General features: G+C 34.7%; 19 protein-coding genes. 5 read left to right on the top strand and 14 right to left on the bottom strand.

Going from position 1 to position 25846, the window contains the following annotated elements:
• Positions 1 to 42: 42 nt before the first annotated feature.
• The 3 genes from IRZ99_RS08275 to IRZ99_RS08265 all read right to left on the bottom strand — a co-directional run bounded on the left by IRZ99_RS08275 (position 43) and on the right by IRZ99_RS08265 (position 6341).
• The gene (locus IRZ99_RS08275) at positions 43 to 1158 is read right to left on the bottom strand and encodes a nuclease-related domain-containing protein (protein ID WP_194656831.1); all 1116 of its coding nucleotides are present in this window, start codon (positions 1156 to 1158) and stop codon (positions 43 to 45) included.
• A gap of 141 nt (positions 1159 to 1299) precedes the next feature.
• A complete protein-coding gene (locus IRZ99_RS08270) occupies positions 1300 to 2733 on the bottom strand; it encodes a rubredoxin (protein WP_194656830.1) in 1434 nt (477 codons plus the stop codon).
• A gap of 89 nt (positions 2734 to 2822) precedes the next feature.
• Positions 2823 to 6341 carry a nitrate reductase gene (locus tag IRZ99_RS08265; RefSeq protein WP_194656829.1) on the bottom strand — a complete coding sequence of 1173 codons (3519 nt, stop codon included), beginning with the start codon at positions 6339 to 6341 and terminating at the stop codon, positions 2823 to 2825.
• Positions 6342 to 6528: 187 nt separating this feature from the next.
• Between IRZ99_RS08265 and IRZ99_RS08260 the strand changes: the two genes are divergently transcribed.
• From IRZ99_RS08260 to IRZ99_RS08240, 5 genes are all read left to right on the top strand, one after another.
• Positions 6529 to 7233 carry a Crp/Fnr family transcriptional regulator gene (locus IRZ99_RS08260; RefSeq protein ID WP_194656828.1) on the top strand — a complete coding sequence of 235 codons (705 nt, stop codon included), beginning with the start codon at positions 6529 to 6531 and terminating at the stop codon, positions 7231 to 7233.
• A gap of 426 nt (positions 7234 to 7659) precedes the next feature.
• Positions 7660 to 9099, top strand: coding sequence for an alginate export family protein (locus IRZ99_RS08255; RefSeq protein ID WP_194656827.1), 1440 nt, complete (start codon positions 7660 to 7662; stop codon positions 9097 to 9099).
• Between the two features lie 28 nt (positions 9100 to 9127).
• Complete coding sequence (locus IRZ99_RS08250; protein WP_194656826.1) at positions 9128 to 10357, top strand: CmpA/NrtA family ABC transporter substrate-binding protein; 1230 nt, start codon at positions 9128 to 9130, stop codon at positions 10355 to 10357.
• A gap of 137 nt (positions 10358 to 10494) precedes the next feature.
• Positions 10495 to 11382, top strand: a complete 888-nt coding sequence (ntrB, locus tag IRZ99_RS08245) for a nitrate ABC transporter permease (RefSeq protein ID WP_194656825.1) — start codon at positions 10495 to 10497, stop codon at positions 11380 to 11382.
• Positions 11383 to 11496: 114 nt separating this feature from the next.
• Positions 11497 to 12303, top strand: coding sequence for an ABC transporter ATP-binding protein (locus tag IRZ99_RS08240; protein ID WP_072972502.1), 807 nt, complete (start codon positions 11497 to 11499; stop codon positions 12301 to 12303).
• 59 nt (positions 12304 to 12362) lie between these two features.
• On the opposite strand, the gene IRZ99_RS08235 is transcribed toward IRZ99_RS08240, so the two are convergent.
• From IRZ99_RS08235 to nirB, 11 genes are all read right to left on the bottom strand, one after another.
• Positions 12363 to 12986: a bifunctional 2-polyprenyl-6-hydroxyphenol methylase/3-demethylubiquinol 3-O-methyltransferase UbiG gene (locus tag IRZ99_RS08235; RefSeq protein ID WP_194656824.1), complete on the bottom strand. Its 624-nt coding sequence runs from the start codon at positions 12984 to 12986 to the stop codon at positions 12363 to 12365.
• 3 nt (positions 12987 to 12989) lie between these two features.
• On the bottom strand, positions 12990 to 13703 hold the full coding sequence (locus IRZ99_RS08230; RefSeq protein ID WP_194656823.1) for an endonuclease/exonuclease/phosphatase family protein: 714 nt from the start codon (positions 13701 to 13703) through the stop codon (positions 12990 to 12992).
• 20 nt (positions 13704 to 13723) lie between these two features.
• The gene (locus IRZ99_RS08225) at positions 13724 to 15052 is read right to left on the bottom strand and encodes a M48 family metallopeptidase (protein ID WP_194656822.1); all 1329 of its coding nucleotides are present in this window, start codon (positions 15050 to 15052) and stop codon (positions 13724 to 13726) included.
• Positions 15053 to 15262: 210 nt separating this feature from the next.
• A complete protein-coding gene (locus IRZ99_RS08220) occupies positions 15263 to 15628 on the bottom strand; it encodes a hypothetical protein (protein WP_194656821.1) in 366 nt (121 codons plus the stop codon).
• Positions 15629 to 15766: 138 nt separating this feature from the next.
• The gene (locus IRZ99_RS08215) at positions 15767 to 17026 is read right to left on the bottom strand and encodes an alginate export family protein (RefSeq protein ID WP_194656820.1); all 1260 of its coding nucleotides are present in this window, start codon (positions 17024 to 17026) and stop codon (positions 15767 to 15769) included.
• 223 nt (positions 17027 to 17249) lie between these two features.
• The gene (locus IRZ99_RS08210) at positions 17250 to 18728 is read right to left on the bottom strand and encodes a nitrate/nitrite transporter (protein WP_194656819.1); all 1479 of its coding nucleotides are present in this window, start codon (positions 18726 to 18728) and stop codon (positions 17250 to 17252) included.
• A gap of 98 nt (positions 18729 to 18826) precedes the next feature.
• Positions 18827 to 19486, bottom strand: a complete 660-nt coding sequence (locus tag IRZ99_RS08205; RefSeq protein ID WP_072972480.1) for a response regulator transcription factor — start codon at positions 19484 to 19486, stop codon at positions 18827 to 18829.
• Positions 19487 to 19992: 506 nt separating this feature from the next.
• Positions 19993 to 21798, bottom strand: a complete 1806-nt coding sequence (locus IRZ99_RS08200; RefSeq protein ID WP_194656818.1) for a type IV pili methyl-accepting chemotaxis transducer N-terminal domain-containing protein — start codon at positions 21796 to 21798, stop codon at positions 19993 to 19995.
• A gap of 62 nt (positions 21799 to 21860) precedes the next feature.
• Complete coding sequence (locus IRZ99_RS08195) at positions 21861 to 22445, bottom strand: DUF4202 domain-containing protein (RefSeq protein ID WP_194656817.1); 585 nt, start codon at positions 22443 to 22445, stop codon at positions 21861 to 21863.
• A 162-nt stretch (positions 22446 to 22607) separates the two neighbouring features.
• Positions 22608 to 22988 (bottom strand): nitrite reductase small subunit NirD, encoded by a 381-nt coding sequence (gene nirD, locus IRZ99_RS08190; RefSeq protein WP_194656816.1) that lies wholly within the window; start codon positions 22986 to 22988, stop codon positions 22608 to 22610.
• Between the two features lie 276 nt (positions 22989 to 23264).
• Positions 23265 to 25778 (bottom strand): nitrite reductase large subunit NirB, encoded by a 2514-nt coding sequence (nirB, locus tag IRZ99_RS08185; protein WP_194656815.1) that lies wholly within the window; start codon positions 25776 to 25778, stop codon positions 23265 to 23267.
• Positions 25779 to 25846 lie beyond the last annotated feature (68 nt).

Here is a 25846-nt window from a genome sequence, read left to right as displayed (position 1 = left end):
ACGTTTTGCGCGCATGAAACTGATAACTAGTTTGTAAAAATCTTAATGTGTAGTAACTGATACAATTAGATTAGACTGCTTTTTTTTATTTGAAATTTCCATTAAAAGGTCTGTAATATTTTGTGTTTCATCCTTTGTAAAGCTTGTTCCAAAGTATTTGATATAGGATAATAATTCAGTTAGTGATAAAATCTTAGCGAATTGAAATACTTCCCTTGGCTTATGGTTTATAAAAACAATGATATTTCTTATGGGAATTTTTCTATTTCCCCAATGATGTTTAAGCGAATTCAAATTCAATTTGCTCATTTCATCGGTCAAGATTTTGAACAATGCGAAATTTGTCCTGTTTATTTGTCTAACGGGCGAAAATAGTTGAGGATTGTGGATTGATTCTTCACTCCAATTTTTTGTTTCAATAATAAAAACACCACATGGAGCAATTAATAGGTGATCAATCTGAATAGATTTTATATAATTATTCTCTTTTTTATAATATAAGGGAGGATAAAATGAATAATTGAAATCGTTTATCAAAACATAATCGTCAGGTAAGTTTTTCAACATATTTACGACTTTCTGCTCACCGATTGCCCCATAAATCGAATTATTTATTTGATCAATTATTATTTTTTGTTTTTGTAACGTTTGTAAATGCGATAAGCTACTGTGATTGACAGCATCGATAAAATTTGTCGTTAAGAAGTTGAAACGCTTATTTTTTTTTAAAAGAATATTCTTTAGTTTTTGTTTTACAGCGAAAACTTTAAAAGGATAGGAAATTTCCATAAACCAGATTTGCAGCCAAATAATAAGATTAAAATAATAGTCTTGTAAAATTGGAATTACTTTAGAACCTGGGACAGGTAAATCATCTATCTGTTTATATAAAGTAATAAGTCGTCTCTTTAAAAGTTTCTGAAGTGCAGTTCTTATAATCAAAATAGAATCGTGTAATCCATCTATTTCTTTTTCAAGAGTAACTTTCTCTTTTTCAATTCGCTCTGTATGATGTAAAACAACTTGTTGTTGTGTAAAATGATAATTTATTCGAAAATTGATTAATTCGTCTACTGACTTAAATTCATCGATTCGATTATAATCTAAATGGTACTGAATGTCATTTAGAGATCCAATTGTATTATGAATTTTGCACATGTTCTTATCTGATTAATTATCATTTAAGTTTGTTATAAGTTGATTATCAATAAAATAGTTTATCAAATATATGTAAAATCAAGAACAAATTCAATCTGAAAAGAATCTTGTTTGAAAATTTTAATTCCTTTTTTAATTTTCTTATTCTGCTGTAACTTCTGCTAAAATCTTAAAATTAGTCTTCGGAGCTTCACATAAAGAACAGCAATAACTTTCAGCTAAATCGGTAAATAAAATCCCTTTTGGAATTCCCTGACTTTCATCACCGTATTCCGAATTATAAAGCGTCAAACATTCCTGGCATTGATAAATGTCCAATTGCGTTTTCTCTTTTTTCTGCGTATTTTCTGTTGATTCCGGAATAGAATTTCCAAGTTCTTCAAAGTATTTTCGGCTTAATTCAATCAGGATAGTCGGCAGTTCTAATTTGTCAATATCTTGTGAATGCACGATATATTCACGCGTATTTGGATCGAAATTCTTTGCAAATAAAACATTATAAGTGTCACGGATTTTAATCGATTCTAAAGCCGCTGGTAATTCATTTTTTTCAACTACAATGGATGTGAAATAATGACCATCACGATTGTATTCCGAGATTCCGAAAGTCAATCCGTACGTACTGATATCAAATTGATCTAGCGTTCGAACCAAAAAGGTTTTCAGATTCAAAGCCCATTCCATAGCAACCGGTAAATGCCAGTTTAATTCTAACAAAGAGTGACGAACGTTGATTCCTTTTTTGCCGAGAAATTTTTCCCATTCGAGTTTTCTGTCTTTCGGAATTCCTTTTACGATAAACGATTTCCAGGGTGTGATACATATTTTTCCGATTTTGCAATCAAAACACAGATCACACATTTCTTTTAGAAAGTCTAAATCGTATAAATTATTTCTCCAATATAATCCCAGCCAATATTGATCGATTCCCATGCGGTTCATTCCTTCGTAATAGGGGAAAGGATAAAAAGGAACATTTAAGGGTTTGTCAATTGTTCTGTTATTGGTATCTAAAGCTTCACTGACCAAGCTGAAAATCATATCAATTCCATAAGATTCTTCAGAAACGATTTTCTCAATTTCATAATAAAAAGTAGCAATATCCCAACTGTAAATAAGTACAGGATAGACTTCCATACGTTCCCATTTTGGCAATCGAATATATAAATACCAATAATCCTCATGCTCCGAAGCAATAAAGTTTAAATGTCCCGTAAACAACGGAACCAACTGTTGCTTAGGGTCATTAATGTTGACTTTTAGTTTCGGCTGTTCTTTGAATTGCTCTAAAATATATAAGAATTTGTTTCCCGTAAGCCAATTGGTATTTCTGAAAATATCTGTTGAAACATACGATGAAACAATGTTATTACCGCTTTTTTCATTTGGAAAAACAAAATGATGTTTCCCGATTTTTTCTTTGCTGGATAGATTTAATCCCTTCGGAAAAATAATATCCTGTCTTGAACCAAATGAAATCGAATCCAAACCATGATCCATTGCCATATTGACTACTTCACGTAATTCTCCTGGCGAAATAACGCCTCCTTTTACTATTAATCTTGTCAATTCCATATGTTTTTTGTTTCAGGTTTCAGGTTTTTTTTGTTTCAGGTTTCTGTGCGTTCCAACAACCTGAAACTTGAAACCTGAAACAAAAGAAACTAAATTTTACACTTTGCTAAAATCTCTTTTACTTCTGTTTTACAACTTCCGCAGCCCAATCCGGCTCCGGTGTTTTTACATAAGTCGGTGAAATTGTTGACACCGCCTTTAATGGTTTCTTCAATGTTTCCTGCGCCAACCTGACTGCAGGAACACACTAGTTTTCCTAATACCGGTTTAGCGTTTGAACTTCCTCTTAATAACGAATTTCGTTTATCTGATAATTCGATTTTGCTTTCAATCATTGTTTTGAACTCGGCAAACTCATTTTTGTCGCCCATCAAAATAGCTCCGACAAGCAAATCATTTTTAACAATGCATTTTTTGTAATAACGTTGTTTTAAATCAGCAAAAACAATTTCTTCATACGAATCATCGTTTTCCGGAATTTCAATATCTCCAATGCTGCAAAGATTAATATCTTCCAGTTTCAGAATGTTCATTAAAACGGAGCCTTTGTAATAACTGCTGATATCACCGGCTAAATAATTAGCTAAAATATCGGCTTGTTCTTCAGCGGCAGATGTGATTCCAAACAGTTTATTATCAAATTCGGCTATTTCTCCAATCGCATAAATATCAGGATTTGAAGATTGTAAATACTGATTTACCTTTACACCACGACCACAAGCAAGTCCTGTTTCGCGGGCAATTTCTATATTCGGAATAGTTCCGATGGTATAAACGATGGTATTTGCCGTGATGATTCTGCCACTTTTCAGCGCGATTTCCAATTCATTTGGATTCTCCGTTTCAAAAACCGTACTTACTTCATTATCAAAGTAAATCTGAATGTCACGAAGCTGGACTTCCTCAGCCAATAATTTACTTGAAATCAAATCCAACTGACGTTCCATCAAACGAGAAGCTCGTTGAATTATAGTAATTTTTACTTTTTTATGTTTTAAGGCTGCAGCCAATTCTAATCCTAATAATCCACCACCAATAATAACAACATGCTGTTCTTCCGGAGGTAAATTAGTATTGTCAAGATAGGCTTTTAGTCGGTCAGCGTCTTCTTTACGTCGAACGGTAAAACGTCCTGGTAAATGAAGCTGCGCATTTTCAGGAATAAAAGGGCGGCTTCCTGTTGCTAAAATCAAAGAATCGAAAGTGTGGGTTTCGCCTAAGCTATCTGTTATGGTTTTTGCTGTTGCATTTATTTTATCAATTGCCACGCCGGCTTTCATCGTAATTTTTAGTTTACTTAAAGCTTCACCGTCTTTTACTTTTAATAATTGTTGCCAGGTAAATTCGCCTGTCATGTATTCCGGCAGTAAAACGCGATTGTAAAACGGGTTTACTTCATTCGAAAAAACAATAATTTCATCGGTTGAATTGAATTCGCGATAATTTTGAATAAATCGGAAGGCTGCTGCTCCGGCTCCCACAATGGCAATTTTCTGGAAAGGTTTTACATATTTGGTAATGCTGACTGTCGTGTATTTAAAATCAGGTTCTTTTGAAACAGGGTCAACAACGGTATTGGTTAAATTATTGGTTCTGTTCAAATCATTATCAAGCTGTTTTCCCCAATGCATCGGCAGGAACACTACTTTCTCTTTTATGGAATCTGTAACCTTTGCTTTTACGCGAACTTCTCCATTTTTGCTCGAAACAATAACAATATCACCATTTTTGATGTCGTTTTTATAAGCATCAATCGGATTAATTTCTAAAACCGGACTTGGTGTATGTGTCATTAATCGCGATACTTTTCCGGTCTTGGTCATCGTATGCCATTGGTCACGAACCCTTCCTGTAGTCAGGATAAACGGAAATTGCGGACTTGGCTGTTCCGAAGTATTTTCAATAGCCGTTGGTAAATTGAAAATTGCTTTTTTTGATGGCGTGTAGAATTTTTTATCTGTAAAAAGGCGAGGCGTTCCCGGATGTCCATAATCAGGAACCGGCCATTGAAAAGTGCCTTCGGTTCTTAAACGATGATAATTTAGAAATGAAATATCAATATTGGTGTTTTTCGTAAGTGCGCAATGTTCTTTGTATACTTCTTCGGCGCTATTAAAATTGAAACCATTGAAATTCATTTTTTTAGCAAAGCGAATTAAGATTTCAATATCCGGAAGCGCTTCTCCGGGCGCATTGATTCCTTTTGGCAAATAAGAGATACGACGCTCAGAATTTGTCATGGTACCTTCTTTTTCTAACCAACCGGCGGCAGGCAATAAAAGATCGGCATATTTTGAGGTATCTGCATTATGTGAAATATCCTGAACAACTACGAATTTCGCGTTTTGTAAAGCTTTTTCAATACGTCGGGAATCGGGTAAACTCACCATTGGGTTGGTACAAATAATCCAAACGGCTTTCATTTTTCCTGATTCCAAAGCTTCGAACATTTCGGTTGCAGTCAATCCCGGTTTGTCTGAGATCTCGTCAACTCCCCAAAAGTCAGCTACTTCTTTACGATGTTCCGGATTTGCAATGTCTTTATGAGCTGCCAGAAGTGTCGCCATTCCGCCCACTTCTCGTCCGCCCATTGCGTTGGGTTGTCCTGTTAAGGAAAAGGGGCCGGAACCCGGTTTCCCGATTTGCCCTGTCAATAAAGATAAATTTAGTAAAGCGGTATTTTTATCAACACCTACAGCACTTTGATTTAAACCCATTGCCCAAAGTGATATAAAGCCTTTTGCTTTTCCGATAATATCGGCGGCAAGTTTAATATCGTTTACGGAAATGCCACATAGTTTAGACGCTTTTTCAAGCGAAGTTCCTAAAACTAAGTCTTTATATTGTTTGAAATTTTCAGCGTGATTCTTTACAAAATCATGATCTACGTATCCTTTTTCGATAATGCGTTTCGCAAGAGCATGGTATAAAATAATATCAGATCCAGGAATAATTTGCAGATGTAAATCGGCAAAAGCGGCCGTATCTGTTCGTCTTGGATCAATTACAATAATTTTTATTTTCGGATTATTCTCTTTGTGTTTCTCAATTCTTCTGAATAAAATAGGATGACACCAGGCCGGATTTGCACCGGTAATCAGGAAAGTATCAGCTAGTTCGATATCGTCATAAGAAATCGGTACAGAATCTTCTCCAAAAGTCTTTTTATAACCCACAACCGCAGAACTCATGCAAAGTCTCGAATTGGTATCTATGTTATTGGTTTTCAAAAAACCTTTTACCAATTTATTGACCAAATAATATTCTTCAGTTAAACATTGGCCCGAAATATAAAACCCAACGCTATCAGGACCGTGTTTCTTTATGATAGAAGTAAAAACCGCTGCAGCGCGATCAAGAGCAGTGTCCCAGCTAACGCGTTCCAACGGATAGGATTTGCTGCCTCGCATTTCAGGATATAAGATTCGGTCAGAAGTATCATTGACTACGTAATGCAAGTTCATTCCTTTAGAACACAACATTCCTTTATTTACCGGATGGTCTTTATCGCCCGTAACCATCACACCATTTTTGGCATCATTAGTAACGATAATTCCGCAGCCGACGCCACAATATGAACAGGTAGTTTTGATTTTGGTATTTTGCATTACAGCTTCTTTTTTAAATACAACTATTGTAATTATGCCCAGTCCTAAATGCCTCACGTATTTGACTTAGACAAAAATAAGTATTTTTACGTATAAATACTTATTTTTTGAAATTATTTTTCTATTTTTGATGAAAATAAATGAGGAACAACAAATTAGTTTTTAAATCGATTAAAATTTAGGACTCATGAAAGACGAGCAAGCCATTTGTTATTCCTGCGCCAACGAAAACTGTTTTATTAAAAAGCATCTGCATCTGGAGCAAATGAAACAATATGTTCAGAAGAAACATAGTTTTGTTTGTAAAAAAACGCAGCAGTTTATCATCGAAGGCGCTCCAATTCAGGGACTTTATTTTATTTGTAAAGGAAAAGTGAAAACGGTTAAAACCGGAATTAACGGCCGTGAGCAAATTGTTAGACTTACTAAAAATGGTGACACAATTGGCTTTCGTGGTTTCGGAACCAGCAAACGCTATCTCATTGGCGCTTACGCTTTAGAAGATACAGTTTTGTGTAATTTCAGCAATGAAACCATGATGGAGATTCTTCAAAACGTTCCTGAATTTACATACGCTTTGATGTTGTTTTATGCCGATGAACTTAATAAAAGCGAGAACAATATCCGTAAAATCGCCCACATGAATGTACGTGAGCGCGTAATCGATTTGTTATTGTACATCCACAGAAAATTCGGCCAGATGAACGGCTTAATTGACATCGAACTCTCAAGAAAGGAAATCGCAGACTTCGCCGGAACTACTGAAGAGCAAGTAATTCGCGTACTTTCAAGCCTTAAAAAAGAATCCTTAATTAAAACCGTAGGAAAAAGAATTGGCATCCTCGCCATTCCAAAACTCCAATCAGAAATCATGGAACATAAATACTTTTAGGGGATTTTAGTTTCAGGTTTTCTTTGTTTCAAGTTTCAAGTTTCAGGTTTCAAGTTTCACGTTTGTACCCATAATAGATACAATTCCATTCCTCTTTTCTCTATATTCTTTATTATATACTCTTTATTCTTGCTTCTTGCTTCTTGCTTCTTGCTTCTTTGCTCTATATTCTATTCTCTTTCTTCCAAAAATTATCTAATTATCTAATTGCCACATTATCTAATTCTCCAATTAAGTAAATTACGTAATTCCTAAAATCTCTTATTTTACGGGACTTAATCCCAACTTCATGCGAAAACGCAGAAAACAAATTGACTTTCAAACGCTTTTTATCGGTTAAAAAAAATGTTTTAACATGGTATAAGTATTGTACTTAAGTATTTATACGTATATAAATTTGCTTCATACAAATCAAAACAAATTATTATGAGCAAATTAACCAATCCTATATTAAAAAACCACAACACCATTTTTTTATCAAAACTTTCAAAATCTGTACTGTTAGGTTTTGCACTTACAATTTTTGGAAGCTATGAAGCACAAGCGCAATTTACACTTACAGGTCAGTTAAGAGACCGTGTTGAAATGCGTGCCGGACAAGGAACTTTACAACAAGAAGGCGATAAAGCAGCAATATTTACAAGTCAGAGAACAAGATTAAACGCAGGATATTCCGGATATAGATTTAAAATTTTTACCGCTTTACAAGACGTTCGTGTTTGGGGACAAGATGCTTCCTCTATCAACAGAACAACAACAGAAGCAAATAACGGAATTATATTGCATGAAGCCTGGGCGGAGATTTTTTTGAATGATACGGTGAGTACGATTCAGAATCTGTCAATAAAAGCGGGACGTCAGGAAATCTCTTATGACGATCAAAAAGTCTTAGGCAGTTTAGACTGGTTGCAACAAGGAAGACGTCACGATGCGATCGTTTTCAAATTCGCCAATAAAGGCTGGATTGCTGATGTGGGAGCTGCTTTCAATCAAAATAAAGAAAATAATGCCGGGACGATTTACAATGGTACAAATCCGGCTTACGGTGCAGGAACTAACGGAATTGGAACAATGTACAAATCATTTCAATATGCCTATGTGGGGAAGAAATTCTTTTTTGGTGACTTGTCTCTTTTATTCTTTAAAGATGATTTCAATAAATATACTTTAGTGACTGCAGGAACGCCAGCAATAACTACAAAAGTGAACGGAACAGGAGTTTGGAGCCGAAATACAACCGGAGTTTATTTTAACACCAATGTGACGAGAAAATTAAATTTGACGGGAAGCTACTACTATCAAGGTGGAAAAAATAAAGATGGAAGATCATTAAACGCTAATTTGTTTTCGATTACATCAACCTTACAAGTAGGAAGAAAATTGTTCATTGGTCCTGGAGTTGATTTTTTATCGGGTGATGACGGAACCAAAACAGTTACAGCTGATTCAAAAGACAATCGATTTGATCCGCTTTATGGAACGCCTCATAAATTCTGGGGAAGCATGGATTATTTTTATGCTGCAAACGGTTTTGGAAAACAAGGTTTGCTGGATTATTTCTTCAAAATAAAATATAACGCCAAAGACAATTTAAGTTTCGCATTGGATATTCATGGTTTTGAATCGGCTAACACTTTATCTAATGGTGCCGGCGGAAAACTAAACTCTTATTTAGGAACCGAAGTGGATCTACTTGTAAAATACAACCTAACCAAAATCATCAATATCGAAGCAGGTTATTCTTTTATGAAAGCTACGAATTCTATGGCTTCTGCAGCGGTTAAAAATGTTGCCAATGCCGATTTAAGTCCACAATTTGCTTATGTAATGCTAAATATCAAACCTAATTTTTTAGCTAAAAAATAAAAACCAATAACTTTTAAATTTCTTAAAAATGAAAAAAATACAGACAAATACATCAGAAGTTTTTAAAAGAATAGTACTGACTTTAATACTTGTTTTAGCCGTTTCTTTTTCAGAAGCATCAGCACAAAATGATCCTGTAAAACTCGGGTTTATTCCCCTAACAGATTGTTCTCCAATCGTAATGGCAAAAGAATTAGGATTGTTTAAAAAATACGGAGTCGAAGTAGTGGTAACCAAAGAATCTTCATGGGCCAATGTTCGTGATAAAATTTTAACCGGTGAATTAGACGGAGCGCACTGTCTGTATTCAATGCCGTTTTCGGTTTACACAGGGGTAGGAGGAAAAGCAGGTTCTGAAATGAAAATCGCCATGATGCTGAATGTGAATGGCCAGGCGATTACACTTTCAAAAGATTTTTGCGGAAAAGTAGGTTTCAAACAAATGAATAAAATTGCACCTGTCGTGGCGGCCAAACTTAAAGCGGAGAAGGAAGTGACTTTTGCCATGACTTTCCCGGGAGGAACACATGATTTATGGCTAAGAAACTGGATGGCAATTGCAGGTGTGAGCCAAAAAACATCTAAAATCATTACGATCCCGCCTCCGCAAATGGTCGCTAATATGAAAGTGGGAAATATGGATGGTTACTGTGTTGGAGAGCCTTGGGGTGGTGTTGCAGTGAAACAGGGAATTGGTTTTACGCAAGTCGCTTCACAAGATATCTGGAAAGATCATCCTGAAAAAGCGTTGGTTGTGAATAAAGAATTCAGTGAGAAAAGAAGAACCGATCTTGTAAAAGTGATGAAAGCCGTTTTAGAAGCCTGTATTTGGTTAGACAATCCTGCAAATCGTAAAAAAGCAGCTGCTATAATTGGGAAAGCACCTTATGTAAACGCTCCTGCTGATGTTATCGAAAATAGATTAATGGGAAATTACGATTTGGGCTGCAACCAGGGAACGGAAGTTTATGCCAAAGATTATATGCTGTTTTACAAAGGTGGTTTGGTAAATTATCCTAGAAAATCGTACGCGATTTGGGCTATGGCGCAATATGTTCGATTTGGGTATTTGAAAGAAGCACCAAATTATAAAGCAATTGCCGATAAATTGATTTTACAGGATTTATACGAAGAGGTGGCGAAAAGTATGAAAGTAAAAGTACCGAATGATGACATGAAGCCTTTCTCGCTAACAATGGATAAAACGGTTTTTGATCCTTCAAATCCCGCAGCTTATTTAAAAGTGGTTAAAAAATAATTTTTTCCGCCACGAATTCACGAATTAGTTTTTCTATTCAGTGCTAAAATAAATTCATGAATTACTTCGTCTTTTTCCTTCGGTCGGGTCGTGGCGAAAAATCCCTAACATAATTGTCAAATTTAAATCAGAATATCATGTCTAATAAAGATACTTTAACACTAAACGATATCGCGGATCAAACAGAAGTTTTGATGGAAAATACCGCGATTGATACGGTAAGAAATGAGAAATTAAAATTGGTTTTAAATGCAATTGCGATTAAACTAAAATCAACTGCATTTGCCGGAATCGGAATTACCTTATTTATTGGTTTTTGGAGTTTGTTAAGTTTCTATACGAAAGATGCACTTCCGGGGCCGCTGGCTACTTTTACCGTTTTGAAAGAAATGCTGAGCGATCCGTTTTACGATTATGGACCTAATGATAAAGGAATTGGGCTGCAATTATTCAATTCGATAAAAACCGTTTTACTAGGCTTTTTATTAGGTTCAGTAGTAGCAATTCCTATCGGGATTTTGATGGGAGCAAGCACGATTTGCAAACAAATTATGTATCCAATTGTACAGCTTTTAAAACCGGTTTCACCTTTGGCTTGGTTTCCAATTGGATTGGTTGTTTTTAAAGACACGGGAATGGCAACTATATTTATCGTTTTCATTACCTCGTTATGGTCAACCTTAATCAATACTTCTTTCGGAATCGCTTCGATTCCGCAAGACCATAAAAATGTAGCAAAGGCATTCGGTTTCTCAAAAATCCGTTATCTTACCAAAATATTAATTCCGTTTAGTTTGCCCCACATTATAACCGGATTACGTTTGAGTATTAGTGTTGCATGGTTGGTAATTGTAGCAGGAGAAATGCTTTCAGGCGGAGCAGGAATCGGCTTCTTCGTTTGGGACAGTTGGAACGCCTTAAGTCTTGAAAAAGTAATTTCTGCCATCATCATCATTGGAATAGTGGGTTTGATATTCGATAAATTCTTCACGTTTATAGAAAATAAAGTTTCTTATAAAGCTTAATAAGAGGTGCAGAGGTTCAAAGTTGCAAAGGGACAAAGGTTTTCAAACTTGAAACCTGAAACTTGAAACCCTCCGAAATCTAAAATCTAAAATCAACAATCTAAAATTACAAATATGAGTTATTTAGAAATCAAAAATTTAGAGATATCATTTCCAACTCCAAAAGGGAAATATATTGCTGTTCGTGATATTAATTTATCCATTCAAAAAGGAGAAATCATTTCGATTATCGGACATTCGGGTTGCGGGAAATCAACTATTATGAATGCTATTGGCGGGATGCTGACGCCAACTGGCGGTTCTGTGGAATTAGCCAATCAAAAGATAAAAGGGCCGGGACCGGATCGCGGAATCGTTTTTCAGAATTATTCACTTTTACCGTGGTTAACAGTAGAACAGAATATCTTTCAGGCTGTTGATTCGGTTATGAATTGTTCTAAAAAAGAGAAACACGAGATTGTGATTCAGAATCTTAAAATGGTGAATCTGTTTGAACATAAAGATAAATTGCCGGGACAACTTTCAGGGGGAATGAAACAACGTGTTGCTATTGCGAGAGCTTTTGCGATTAATCCGGGAGTATTGCTTTTAGACGAACCTTTTGGGGCTTTAGATGCCTTAACCAAAGGATCAATGCAATTAGAAGTTTTGAAGTTATGGAACTTAGACAACAGGGAAAAAACAATCATCATGATCACGCATGATATTGAAGAGGCTTTGTTTTTATCGGATAGAATTGTAGTGCTGAATAATGGTCCGGCATCGACTATAAGAGAAATTGTAGAAGTGCATTTGCCAAGACCGAGAAACAAAATTGAAATCGTAAAAATGCCTGAATATATTGCCTTAAGAGATAAATTATTGCATTTATTGACGGACAAATTCTCTATTGAAGATATGGGAATGAAGTATAAAAATTAAGAAGAATTTAGTTGAGATGTTCTGTTGAGACGCAAATTATTGCGTCTCAACATTATGAATTATTTTTTCTTTCCAACAAACCGAATTACAGAACCTTTTCCGTTATGGAATAAACCTTCGTTTAGTTCGATTTCTGTTTCTTCCAATTGAATGATTTCGTAGTTTGGGAAATCGGCTTTTATTTCTTCAATGGAAAATAAAGATTCAATATCTTTTGGTCCGCCAACTTTGTCATTTATTGCCAGATATTCTAAATGCTTTTTGCTAAAAGCTTCAAAAATAATAATACCATCTTTTCGTAAATAAGTTTCAAGTGTTTTATGAAGATGAGATTTGATTTCAGCTGGAAAATGAGCATAAATTAGAGCAATGGCATCAAATTGCTCAGATTGATAATTCAGCGTTTCTAATTCACCAACTTTATAATCAATAGTTACATTGTTGGCTTCGGCGAGTTTTAAAGCTTTGTTTTTTCCTTCTGCACTGATATCAAAAGCAGCGACTTCCCAACCTAGTTTTGCTGCGTAAACAGCATTTCGGCCTTCGCCTTCAGCAGGAAAAAGAATTGTTCCGTCATTTAATTTTTCGATTTGTTCTTTAAAGAAATTATTGGGTTCCTCGCCATATGCAAACTCTTCGTTGCTGTAGCGGTCGTTCCATCTTTCCGTCCAGGTGTCATTCATTATTTATAGATTAAAGTTAATAATTAAAGGCTTGTGGTCACTGTGCATCGTCCATTCGTGATAAGTTCCGACTTCGACTTGGTCCAGGACTTCTATAAAATCATTTGAAGCAAAACAATAATCAAGATGATAAGGTTTGTTTTCATGACGATAAAGATACAAAGTAGGATGCTCTTCTTTACCCTGAATCTGGTTGAAAAATTTATGATAGGTACTATAAATTTTCTTTGCTTCGAGTTTATTTACCACCGTTGTATGGTTTCCTTCCCGACGTGGTTTGTCCCAAATGGTATTGCTGTTGAAATCGCCAATTAAAATCGTTTTGGTTTCCCTAATTAAATCTTCGTAATAATTGATGGCTTTCCAAACCTGAGTGACGTATTGACCGTCTTTATCTTCAGGATTATTGGCCCAAACCGCAAACAAAGTAAAATCAATTGCTCCGCCAGTAACGGCAATCGGGAGAATATTTTTAAAGCTCGGATTATGACAATCGAGCAATTGAAAGCGATAATCGCCATAAGAAAAAACACCAACTCCTTTATGTGGATTGGTGCCATACCAAAGAATGTCGGTTGGTAGTTTCGAGTCAGCTGGGAATTTGAGTTTTTCAGGATTTTCACACTCAGAAATTACAGCAATATCAGGATTGTAAGGCAGAATGAATGCTGCTTTTTTTCTGAATGCCATGTTGCAATTCCAGGTTATGAGTTTCATGTGTATGAATATTTTGATTGTTATATTTCTGAAGCTAATGTTCCCATATATGATTTAAGTCTGTAACTAGATTTATTTTGATCAGTACCAAATGTTTTAAATTCTCTTTTTATAACTTCAATTAAATCATTTTTAACTGGTTTGTTTTCCATTTTGGCACATTTAGCTTTTACCCAAAAGAGATAAGATGAATTAGGAAAATCCAACATAGCTTCATTTAATTCAGTATCGTTATATTTTATCGTATCAACTCTTCCTATGAAATAGCTCTTCGCAAATTTTTCATCTTTAAATTCTTTCCATCCTAATTTATCAGTTTCTGGCATTACTTTTCCATCAACTGTTGCTTGTAAATAGGCATAAATATTTAAAAGATCTTTATCTTTTGTTGATTTTGCCAACGCTAGTAATTCAGCACCTCTTTTAGTATAAAATTCAGATTCAGTCAATAAATTATCAGCAAAACAGATTCTTAATAAATCGGAAGACATTTCGCCAAATACTGGGATAGGATTATTTTCCAGTATAATTTTATTATCGATCATAATCTTTTTTATTTGATCAATTTGCCCGTTTTCTTGGGCCTTTTTTATTTCTAAGTATGATTTTAGAATTTTATAATCATTATTTTTCTCTCCTAACGCATTTTGTGCCAATTTAAAATCTTCATTTAGAAAATATTCTTGTGTTGTTGTATTCCACCAATCCGATTCCCAGTTAGAATCTAAAAAAAGTAATGGATAAAAATTTGAAATTTTCCCTTTTTCAATTTCAGATTTTAAATTGCTTCTTGTTTTTATTTGAGTGGTTTTGCCATAAATTGTAAATATTGCATTATCAATTGAGATATGGTTTTGAGAATGGTTTGCTTTTTCCCAATTTTGAAGTGATTTTTTTATTTCATTATTATTGATATAGCAATCGCTTAACCAAACGTAAACCCTTATATCATTCGGAACTTTTTCAGAATATAATTCATAAAGTTTTAATGCTTCTTGATATTGAGCATTTCTATGAAGTTCTATTGCGTACTCCAATATGAAATTTTGTTCCAATGTATTTGCTAAATAAGCCTCTCTATGAAGCTTTAAAGATTCATTGGGGTCAATTTCGTAAAGTATTCCACCAGTAATATATTTTTTATATTCATTATCTGCATTTTTTGCTAATTCCTCTATACATTTATTTATATCTGATTTTACTATACAATTACTAAAAGTAATTATGTTATTTTTTAATTCGGTTTTTGCTATTTCAATTTTATCTCTATTTGATACTAAGGTTTGGGAAAAAGAATTTTGAGAAAGTGAAAAGACAACAAATAAGATGAGGGTTTTATTAAAATTCATTTTTTTCTGTGGATAGTTTTTATAATTAGTTATTTATGATATGCTATAATAAGGGTCGTTTAATAATCAAATATACCTAAATAAATTACGTAGTGAAAGGTCTTATTATCATAAAAAAATACCCTTTTTTCCAAAAAGAAAAAAGGGTAAATTATATAAGTAAACGTTTAAAAGATTTATTTCTTAAAACTAAAAATCAACTTTTTAATCTTAACCAACAAGTTTTGTTATACCATTATTGACGTCAATTTCTGCAAAGTTATGTTTTCCCATAACGATAAGTAGCTTGTCTGTGTTATAGCCTACATATCTTATTTCGGGATTTCCATTTTTTGGTTTTCCGCAAATAGAAATTACATTGGTTTGCCATTTCAATTTGCTTCCTTTGTAGGCAGATATGGTTTGCAGGTCGTTTTCAACATAATAAACAATGTTGTTTTTTTTAATTCCTCTTTTTTGTGTTTTTGCAAAATTAATTTCTGAGTTTTTTGAAATTAAAGTGTCATTGAATTTTTGACCAATGCCAGTGTGCGTGACAAAAAATGTCAACATAGATAGTTTTAAAAATTGTTTCATTTGGATAGAATTGGGGGTTCATAATCGATTCAAATATAATTAATTAAAGCAAATAATAACATTTTATTAAGATAAAAAAAAAGACCCTTTTCCGAAATAGGAAAAGGGTAAAATATCTAAGTTAATTTTGAAGAAAAACTATTTTTTCCAACTAAAAATTCTTGGATTCACAGAAACCATCATCCACGCCCAATTGTTGGTGTGACCAGCATCTCCAGCTTTTAAAAATTCCAACGTTTTAGAGCCAAACATTTGAGAATAACCTCCTGAAACCATAATATCTTTTTTGAAATTATAACCAAAAGTAGCATCAATCTCAGTACCTAAATACGAGTCAAGTTTTTCAACAGGGGTAATCACATCAGCTGCAGATAAAAACACGTGCGGTATCAAGGCAAACTGCCATTTGTTTACATTGTAATTCAATTTTAAGGAAGCATCTTGTAAACCCACATTATTTAAATGACCGCCACCTACATAAAAATAATCCATATACCCATTAAAACCATGGTTGGTTCCAAAAATTGGATTGAAAGATTTTATAACAGTGCTTCCGTCATTTGTATCTTTTCCTGATAAAAATTCATATCCTAAACCAGCTTTAAAAGCCTCAGTAATGTTGTATGCAAAGTTAGCCGCCGCATTCCATGCGCTTACTTGTCTGTCCGTACTTTTTCCTGTTTGTCCGTACAACCAGAAATTACTGTCGATTTTGCCTGCTTTGTACGTAACATAAGTACCAAAAGTTTGTTTGTAATCCACTAATAATTTAGCATTGGTATTGGCATATTCATAACCTGTATTTAAAAACAATAAGCTTGCTCCAATCTTATCAAAAGTAGTGTGACACCATGCATATTGCATTGCTTTATAATTCGCTACTTTATAAGGAGTTTGAAAAGTATTTTCAGCATCGGAGTTGTAAGCGCCACCTAAATCTAGTTGATTCTTTTCTGAATGAAAAGAAACTGTTAAGGCATCATGACTTTGAGCCTGTTGTCCCCAATCTTGTTCTCCAAGAATACGCTGATTGTCGTATGAGAGTACCTGACGTCCCATTCTGGCACTCCATTTTGGAGTAAAATTGTATTGTGCCCAGGCTTCAAAAAGAGCAACCCCGTTTTTGTCAGCGACTGCTGTTGTGGGAACATCTCCCCAGGTTCTGGTATTCTGCAAAGTTAATTTTACCGTTAAGTCTTCTTGTTTGTAATTAAAGTTTAAACGGGAACGCTGCGATATTTGAGAAGTTCCTTCCTGACCTTCCGGTAAAAGTGTTTTATAGCCGTTTCGGTATTCGAAGCGTGGTCTAACTTGTAAATTTACATCTAATTCCTGCGCCTGACCAGAAGCGCTCATTCCTCCTAATACTAATAAAATAAGTATTCTTAGTTTTTTCATTTCTTTTTTATTTTGATGAGCCACAAATTTATAAGATTAATAGTGCTTTTTTATATGATAAAAATCATAATTACAAATTTTTGGTTTAAATATTTAGAAGACAAACGAGGAAGATCTGATAGATGAAAATCAAAAAACAAAAGAGTCTTTGAAATCAATCAAAAACTCTTTTTTAGTAGAGAAATTATAAACTATTTGGCTTTCGCCGAAATTAACTGTAAAATTATTGTCTGTCCATAGTGCGTGCTAACACAGGTTGTTTTTCGTTCATAATTTTAGTGATGGTATAATGCATCCACATCAAACAAATGGCAGAGAATACAAGGATAAAGATCCATGAACTTGACCAGATTCCGGTTGCCGTTAACAGGTATCCAAAGATAATCGGGCCAAAGAAACCACCTAATCCGCCAATCATGCCAACCATTCCACCCACAACACCAACTTCAGTCGGGAAATATTCCGGAATATGTTTGTAAACCGCTGCTTTTCCAATTCCCCACGAAATTCCGATTAGAATAACTAACACAAGAAAAACCCACATATTGGCATCAAATTTAATTACAGTGATACCTTTAGCCAGAAGCTCTTTTTTCTTCACTGTTTGGTTTTGTGACACGACCACTTGTTGCCATGAAGTTTTGGTTGGAAAAATAGCATCTTCAGCATCATTTTCCTTTTTCTGAGCAACAGCAAAATCGGTATCGCCAATTTTAATTTTATCGTTTGAAACTTGCGTTATCGTTCCTTTCTTGGTAGCCAAGACTCCTGGTCCTGTAGTTGTGATTTCCATTTTCGGAACCATTAATAAAGCACTTAAAACAACAGAAGAACTTAAAACCCAATACATCACTTTTCTGGCTCCAAATTTATCAGACAAATAACCTCCAAAAGCTCTGATTACCCCAGACGGTAAACTGAAAAGCGTTGCAAATAATCCACCCATTACCAAACTCGTTTGATAAACGTTCATGAAATTCGGCAATAACCACTGTGAATAAGCGACGAAGCATCCGAAAACTAAAAAATAATACGCTCCAAAACGCCAAACTCGGGCACATTTAAGAGATTGAAGCATTTGAGAAACGCTTTTCGTATTGTTTTCTATTTTTTTGTTTTTAGCGAAAATTAAAAAAGCAACTCCAATAACGACTAAGGCTACACCATATATTACAGGTAGTATTTTCCAGCCGTTTTGTGGATCTTCTATCGAGAAATGATTCAATAAGGAAGGTGCTAAAAAAGTAGTGATGGCAGCGCCCGCATTTCCCATTCCGAAGATTCCCAAAGCGCGTCCCTGCCATTCTTTAGGATACCAAATTGAAGTATATCCAATTCCAACAGCAAAACTGGTACCGACCATTCCGAATAAAAAACTCAATAAAGCGAATGTTATAAAACTGTCTGCAAGAGGCAATAAAAACAACGGAATCGAACAGAGTAGGAGTAAAAGTGAAAAAACATATTTTCCCCCAAATTTATCCGTCAAAATACCAATTGGCAAACGCATAATTGATCCGGTCAGAATCGGAATTCCAAGCAGCCAGCCCACCTGAACAACGCTCCAGTGAAAAATACCATTATCAACTAAAAAGGTTACTAAAACACCATTTAAAGTCCAACAGGCAAAACACACGGTAAAAGCCAGGGTATTTAAGAATAAAATTTTGTGAGATTGCGAGAGTGAATTTGTAGTTTTCATAGCACTTATATTTTTTTTACAAAAATAAGTACTATAACGTAGTTAAAAACTGCGTTTTCGCAGTTTTTGTAAAATAATTACGTAATTATACGTAGTTTTTATAATAAAGAATACTCCGTCGCTTTATTCGAAAGTTCCATTAGATTTTTTACTTTCAGTTTTTTCATCAAATTAAAACGGTGTACTTCGGCAGTACGCTTACTGATATCAAGAGCTTCGGCAATTTCTTTGTTTCCTTTACCGGATAATAAAAGCGTAAGGATTTCTTTTTCTCTTTTCGTAATCATCATTTCTTCACCTAAGTTTTGCTTAGGTTCTAATGAAGCAGAAGAGTTTGTTAGTTGACCAATAAGTATTGAGGAGATATCTCCGCTGAAATATTTTCCGCCAGCGGCAACAGTATGAAGGGCTTTTAAAAATTCTTCTTTGCTCGAACCTTTCAATAAATATCCATCAGCTCCGGCCTTAATTGATTTCAATACATATTCTTCAGATTCATGCATAGAAAGCATAATGATTTTTACCTCATTATTGTCGCTTCTAAGTTTTTCTACTACCTCGATACCGGTTAAGTTCGGCATACGAATATCTACTATAAGTAAATCGGGTTTACTGTCCGCAACCACTTCAAGAGCGTCGGCACCGTCAATGGCTTCGCCCACAACCTCGATGTTTGCTTCGTTTTCCAGTAAAGATTTTATTCCATCTCTTACAAATACATGATCATCTGCCAGGACAACTCGAATAGTAGCACTCATATTTTACTTAATTTTGATTCTGAATTTTTACGTATATTCATCTATAAAGAAGATGCTAATATACGTAATTTTTAAATTTGAAAATGTGTGAATTAGAAAATGTGTGAATTAGATAATTAGATAATGTGAAAATAACGTTGTTAATCTGTTATTTTTTTCGCAATCTTGTCATCTCGACGAAGGAGAGATCGCACTAGTGGCTCGACAAAGATTGGAGATTTTTGATTGCGAGTTTATTATTATTGTATAAAACTGAAGCCAAACAGTGAATTTTAGAACTTGTAATAATTTTAGAAATCTTTTGAAAACGTTTGCCCGCGAGAGGGATGGGAACTGGCTACCGAAGTAGCGTGGACAGCCCGACAGTATTAGAGAAAGGGGCTGCTGTAGACAAAGTATTTTAAGCCCCTTTTTCTAATGCTGTCTCGCCCTCATTATTTTTATAAAGGAGTTTGTATTGCGTTTTTTAATTGACACATTAGCTAATTATCTAATTGGCACATTTATCAAATCGGAATATTAAAAGTAATCCTCGTTCCTTCACCCGGAATTGATTTAAAGAAAACACGTCCGTTAATGTATTGTATTCTTTCCTGCATAAATAACATTCCCATCCCGGATTCGCTATTTCTTTTTTTATCAACAGCAGCTACATCAAAACCTTTACCATTGTCATCTACAATAATACTTAGTAGCGTATTGCTGTGCGAAAGCTGTACAATAATATGCGATGATTCAGCGTATTTAATGGCATTATTAATGGCTTCCTGGGTAAGACGATAAATATTGATTTCTATTAAAGAATCTAAACGTTGGCTAAAATCGGTTTTATTGTAGAACAGAATCTCTTTTCCGGTTAGTTTCGAAAGTTCCTGAGTTAGTTTTGCTAAAGAGGAAACAATACCATGATCGCTTAATTCCGGAGGCATTAAATTGAAAGTTGCGGTACGGACTCCTTTGATAATATCAAGTGATAATTTCTTTAAGTATTCAATTTTTTGAGCCGATTTTTCCTTGTCATCCAGGTTGATACTTTCTAAACTGAATTTCAAACCAGTCAGCATCTGCCCAATTCCGTCGTGAATTTCTTTGGCAATTCGGTTTTGTTCGTTTTCCTGATTTTCAACAATTTTACTCGAAATAACTTTTTGTTGATTTATTTTTTCGGTACTGTTTTCGATGTTCAGACGTTCGACTTCACGCTGTGCTTTTTTGCGTTCCGTAATATTGAAACAAACAATTAGAAGTTCTAGTTCGTCCTTTTTTATGGTTACCGGAACCATCGACAAATCAAGCCAGATATTTTGCGCTTCTTTGTTGATAATATTGATTTCGCCTTGCCAGCCACTGCGCTGTTTTTCGAAAATAATACGGTCAATATTTAATTGTTCTTTTTCGTCAGTGGTTAAAACTTCAGAGAATTTTTTGTTGGAAGAAAACTTGGTGTAATTTAAAAGTTTGGCAAATTTTTCACCAATATGAATAATCGAACCATCAGGCGCAATACGGCAATAGAGCAGCGTATTTTCCATCGCATAATTCAGCGATTTTAATTCTTTTACCGAGTTTTCTTTTATTTCGCTGATAATCTCGGTGTCGTATGCCAATTTTAAAGCTTTCTTTTCAGAAGATAAAAGCTTGGCAATAAGTCGCTCGATTTTCTTATTAGTAGGTTTGAAAATAAAGAAAAACTCCAACAGTAAAACGAATAGGGTAAAGGCAAAAATCCAATATTCAATTCTGCGTTGTTCTGTAACTTTTTCATGTGCTTCCAGATCGTATTGACTCACAATCTGATTCATTTTTGAAAGAAAAAGGCCTTCGTTTTTCAGAATGGTTTCAACCAGTTTCTGATTCGTTGCTAAGTTGTTCTTTTGCTCTAAATTCAGCAGAAACAAATCGGTAGTTTTAACAATATTATTGAAACTAGGTTTTATTTCAAGGTATAATTTATCGAGCGTTTCGCTTTTTTCTTTCGGAAAAGCCAGGCTATCATTTCCGTTTTCGAGTGAATTCTGATTGTTTTTCCAAAGTGATAAAACGTTTTTTAGATGGGAAATCTGTTTTTGAGAAGTCGTATCAGAAACATAATGTAGAATCAAAACTTCTTTTACAATCTTCTGACTCAGCATGCGCTGCTTCCCAGAAATATTGATAATTTTAGAATCGCTAAGTTGCTGTTTTAAATTGTATTGAACTAAAACCTGACTTAAAATTATGGTTACAGCAATAGTCCAGAGTGCAAAAAAATACAGACGGCGTAAATTTTTGAAAGTAATTTTATCTGCAGTTTCCTGATTGCTTTTTTTCATTCGAAGATAATATTTGTCTTTAGCGGAAAATGGAATTCGCTTTCAGCTCATTTCATAATAAATTACAATCCTAAAGATGCTTTTATCAAATTTAAATTTTCTTCAGAATAATTAATTTTTAAGGCTTCCTGATGTCCTTTGTCTGACATTTTATCCCAGGTTTTTTTGATGATATTTTTTAGTTTTTCGGTATCATGTTTGTGTACAAAAGGATCTAAGTAATATTCTAAAAATACCAAACAAATTACATCTTCAAGCAATTGGGTTTCGGCATCTTTTTTAAGTAATTTTTTTTCGATTAAAAAAGAAACGCGATCGATAAATTCTGGAGTATAACCTGCTTTTTCTAAGATTTCAGCAGTAAGTTTAGCATGGAATTTTTTCAATTCTTCTCTCCATCTCAAATAACCAACACGGTCCATTGGGTATGATTCGCGAGCGACTTTCCATCGACAAATGTGTTGTGCTTTTGAAGCAATCTGAACTTCTTCTGAAGCTTCTGGCTCAAATTGCATCAGCCTTTCGTACATCCTGTTAGAATACAGTAATTCTTTAGGATATTCGTTGTTTTGATCGATTTCGGTATTTGGATCCTGAGCGTTTTCAGCATCAATCCACTCGCTAGCTTTTTGAAAAGGTGTTGTCATTGTTGGTAAGATAATAGATTTCAAATATACGTAAATAAGTATAAAAGTCGAAGTTGAAAGTGAGATGAAAGAAACAAGAAGCAAGAAACAAGATTTGAAATACTTTATCATCTTTCTTCTTGTTTCTTTCTTCTTTCTTCTTTCTTCTTGTTTCTTAAAAGTCTAGTCTACAAACCCAACAAACACTTCATTCTCAATAACTTTAATCGGATACGTTGCAATTTTTAAATCATCATCTCCATTCAGGTTTGAACCATCAACCAATGAAAAGGTTTTTTTGTGCATTGGGCAGGCAATTTTCGGAATATCATCTGTAGATCCCGTCATTCCTCTGGCCAAAACCATTTCCATTTTATGTGGGCAGGCATTTTGACAAGCGTACCATTCGTTGCGGCGTGTAAAATTGAAAATAGCAATTTGCTTGTTTTTGTATTTGATACAGCCTCCGCGGTTGGTTGGAAAATCTTCTACTTTTCCGGCTTTGAACCAAATTGTAGCATCGTTTGGATGTACTGTTTCGTATTGACTTAAGATTTCTTCCATTTTGAGCATTTTTTTGTTTCTGTTTCTTATCCCTCTTTTTACAATCAAGAGAGTTTGATGGCGCAGTAAAAAAGAGGGTAAGAGGACAGCAAACGTTTGTGATATTTTTTTTCTTTTTTGGAGCTATTTTTAAACACATAGAAAACATAGTTTTTTCTCTGCAAAAGGGAAATCAAAAGAAACTAGTTTCTAACACATAGCTATGTGTTTTTAAGCAAGTGAAACGCCTTTATTCATTTCAAAGAGCTATGTTTCTATGTGTTTAATTTTTTTAAGTTACGACCACGCTTTTGGCGCTTTTTGATCTCTTAACGGAACAAAAACAACATTATCATCTTTATCGTCAGAGTTTACAAAATGGTTGAAACGTTTTAATAATCTTGGTTTTTCTAATACTTGTTTCCATTCGCATTCAAAAGTGTTTACTAATGTTTGCATTTCAGCTTCTAAGGTTTCGCAAAGACCTAAACTATCTTCAATAATTACTTCTTTCAAATACTCTAAACCGCCGTCTAGTTTTTCTAACCAGGTTGAAGTTCTAATCAGCGGACCAGCAGTACGGATGTAATACATTAAAAAACGATCCATGTATTTGATAACCGTTTCTTTATCAATTTTTTCTGCTAATAAAACAGCGTGTTTTGGATTTGCTCCACCATTTCCGGCGATGTATAAATTCCATCCGCCTTCAACAGCAATTAAACCAAAATCTTTTCCACGGGCTTCAGCACATTCGCGAATACAGGCCGAAACACCACCTTTTAGTTTATGTGGAGAACGAATTCCTTTATATCTGTTTTCCAGTTCGATTGCAAATCCGGCACTGTCGTCCATTCCGTAACGACACCATGCGTTTCCGACACAGCTTTTTACAGCGCGAAGTGATTTTCCGTAAGCGTGACCACTTTCAAAACCATTATCAATTAAGATTTTCCAGATTTTTGGAAGGTCATTCAAATGCGCTCCGAATAAATCAACACGTTGAGCCCCCGTAATTTTGGTATATAAATCAAATTGTTTGGCAACTTCTCCAATAACTATTAATTTTTCAGCCGTAATTTCTCCTCCGGCGACTCTTGGTACGACAGAATACGTTCCGTTACGTTGAATATTAGCCAAAAATCTATCGTTAGTATCTTGTGTGGTTACGTGTTTGTTGGCAGTATCATTGTAAATACTAGAGAAAATAGAAGCTACAACCGGTTTGCAAACTTCACAGCCGTCACCTTTTCCGTGATGGTCAATTACATCATAGAAATTCTCATATTTATTGATTTTTACTAAATCGAATAATTCCTGACGGTTATAATTAAAATGCTCGCAGATAACCTCTTTTACTTCTTTTCCTAATGATTTTTGAGTTGCTTTTACCAAATCAGAAACCATTGGTTTGCAGCCTCCACAACCCGAAGTTGCTTTAGTGTGTTTTACAACATCTGAAAAACTAGAGCAGGTTTCATCTAAAAGTGAACAACAGATAGAACCTTTTGTTACGTTTTCGCAAGAGCAGATTACGGCTGTATCTGGCAGATCCATAACACTTCCTAAACTTGAACCTTCAGACCCGTCTCTTGATCCTAAAATCAAATCTTCCGGATTTTTCGGCAAAGCCATGGCGTTGCTGTAAATCTGAAAAAGAGAATTGTAATCACTTGAATCTCCAACTAAAATTCCGCCTAATAAGGTCTTAGAATCTTTAGTAACGTTGATTCTTTTGTAAACTCCGGATAATTTATTCTCATAAATAATAGCCGTTACATCATCATTTTCGATAAAAGGATCACCAAAACTCGCAACTTCAACACCAATTAACTTCAATTGTGTCGACATATCGATGGTTTCTCTCATGGTTTTAGAACCATTTAAGATTTGTTCAGCAGCTACATCAGCCATTTCGTAACCTGGTGCAACAAGTCCGTAAATGTTTTGATTGTATAAAGCCACTTCTCCAATAGCATAAATAGAAGGATCTGATGTTTGCATCTGATTGTTTACCACAACACCGCCTCGTAAACCGACCTCCAGTCCTGAAACTCGGGCTAATTCGTCGCGAGGTTTAATTCCTGCAGATATAACCAACATATCAACTTTTAACAATTCTTCGTTGGCAAACATCATTCCTGTTATGCTTTCTTTTCCGTCAATATATTGTGTGGCTTTGTTAAGATGAATGCCAATATTTAATTCTTCAATTTTTGATTGTAACATATCGCTGGCGCCTTTGTCCAATTGTCTTGGCATCAAGCGAGGCGCAAATTCAACTACATGTGGATTAAGACCTAAATCTCGAACTGCTTTTGCAGCTTCAAGACCTAATAATCCGCCTCCTAAAACGGCAGCTTCTGTAGCGCCTTTTTGTTTTATTTTTTTTGCGTACCCCATAATCGCATCCAAATCCTCGATGGTTCTGTATACAAATACACCTTCTTTTTCAACTCCGTCAATTGGTGGTACAAATGCCGAAGATCCAGTAGCAAGAACTAAGTAGTCGTACGTATGTGTTTTTTCTAAATGGGTATGTATTGTTTTTTCTGTTCTGTTAATATCAGTAATTAATTCAGAAGTGTTTAGAATAATATTGTTTTCTGCATACCATTCACTAGTTGACATTGATAAGTCATCTGCGGTTTTGCCTCCAAAGTATTCACTTAAGTGCACACGATCGTAAGCACGTCTTGGCTCTTCGCCAAAGACGGTAATCTGATACTTTTCCTGTCCTGGTTTTGCAATGAATTTTTCGCAAAATTTATAACCAACCATGCCGTTTCCAACTACTATTACTCTAATCATGATTTCTTTAATTAAGTATTACTACGCAAATATAAGTATTTATACTTATAAAAATACGTATGTAATTT

Source organism: Flavobacterium sp. LC2016-12 (assembly GCF_015351595.1).
In the GTDB taxonomy this organism is placed as follows: domain Bacteria; phylum Bacteroidota; class Bacteroidia; order Flavobacteriales; family Flavobacteriaceae; genus Flavobacterium.
The sequence above is the reverse complement of the archived record's forward strand: the minus strand, read 5'-3'. Positions and strand labels throughout refer to the sequence as shown.

Coding starts and splice junctions, on each gene's coding strand:
- IRZ99_RS08195 (WP_194656817.1), bottom strand. CDS start 22,445: ATGACAACACCTTTTCAAAAAGCTAGCGAGTGGATTGATGCTGAAAAC.
- ntrB (WP_194656825.1), top strand. CDS start 10,495: ATGTCTAATAAAGATACTTTAACACTAAACGATATCGCGGATCAAACA.
- IRZ99_RS08220 (WP_194656821.1), bottom strand. CDS start 15,628: ATGAAACAATTTTTAAAACTATCTATGTTGACATTTTTTGTCACGCAC.
- IRZ99_RS08260 (WP_194656828.1), top strand. CDS start 6,529: ATGAAAGACGAGCAAGCCATTTGTTATTCCTGCGCCAACGAAAACTGT.
- nirD (WP_194656816.1), bottom strand. CDS start 22,988: ATGGAAGAAATCTTAAGTCAATACGAAACAGTACATCCAAACGATGCT.
- IRZ99_RS08250 (WP_194656826.1), top strand. CDS start 9,128: ATGAAAAAAATACAGACAAATACATCAGAAGTTTTTAAAAGAATAGTA.
- IRZ99_RS08215 (WP_194656820.1), bottom strand. CDS start 17,026: ATGAAAAAACTAAGAATACTTATTTTATTAGTATTAGGAGGAATGAGC.
- IRZ99_RS08230 (WP_194656823.1), bottom strand. CDS start 13,703: ATGAAACTCATAACCTGGAATTGCAACATGGCATTCAGAAAAAAAGCA.
- IRZ99_RS08270 (WP_194656830.1), bottom strand. CDS start 2,733: ATGGAATTGACAAGATTAATAGTAAAAGGAGGCGTTATTTCGCCAGGA.
- IRZ99_RS08235 (WP_194656824.1), bottom strand. CDS start 12,986: ATGAATGACACCTGGACGGAAAGATGGAACGACCGCTACAGCAACGAA.
- IRZ99_RS08205 (WP_072972480.1), bottom strand. CDS start 19,486: ATGAGTGCTACTATTCGAGTTGTCCTGGCAGATGATCATGTATTTGTA.
- nirB (WP_194656815.1), bottom strand. CDS start 25,778: ATGATTAGAGTAATAGTAGTTGGAAACGGCATGGTTGGTTATAAATTT.
- IRZ99_RS08225 (WP_194656822.1), bottom strand. CDS start 15,052: ATGAATTTTAATAAAACCCTCATCTTATTTGTTGTCTTTTCACTTTCT.
- IRZ99_RS08255 (WP_194656827.1), top strand. CDS start 7,660: ATGAGCAAATTAACCAATCCTATATTAAAAAACCACAACACCATTTTT.
- IRZ99_RS08240 (WP_072972502.1), top strand. CDS start 11,497: ATGAGTTATTTAGAAATCAAAAATTTAGAGATATCATTTCCAACTCCA.
- IRZ99_RS08265 (WP_194656829.1), bottom strand. CDS start 6,341: ATGCAAAATACCAAAATCAAAACTACCTGTTCATATTGTGGCGTCGGC.
- IRZ99_RS08275 (WP_194656831.1), bottom strand. CDS start 1,158: ATGTGCAAAATTCATAATACAATTGGATCTCTAAATGACATTCAGTAC.
- IRZ99_RS08210 (WP_194656819.1), bottom strand. CDS start 18,728: ATGAAAACTACAAATTCACTCTCGCAATCTCACAAAATTTTATTCTTA.
- IRZ99_RS08200 (WP_194656818.1), bottom strand. CDS start 21,798: ATGAAAAAAAGCAATCAGGAAACTGCAGATAAAATTACTTTCAAAAAT.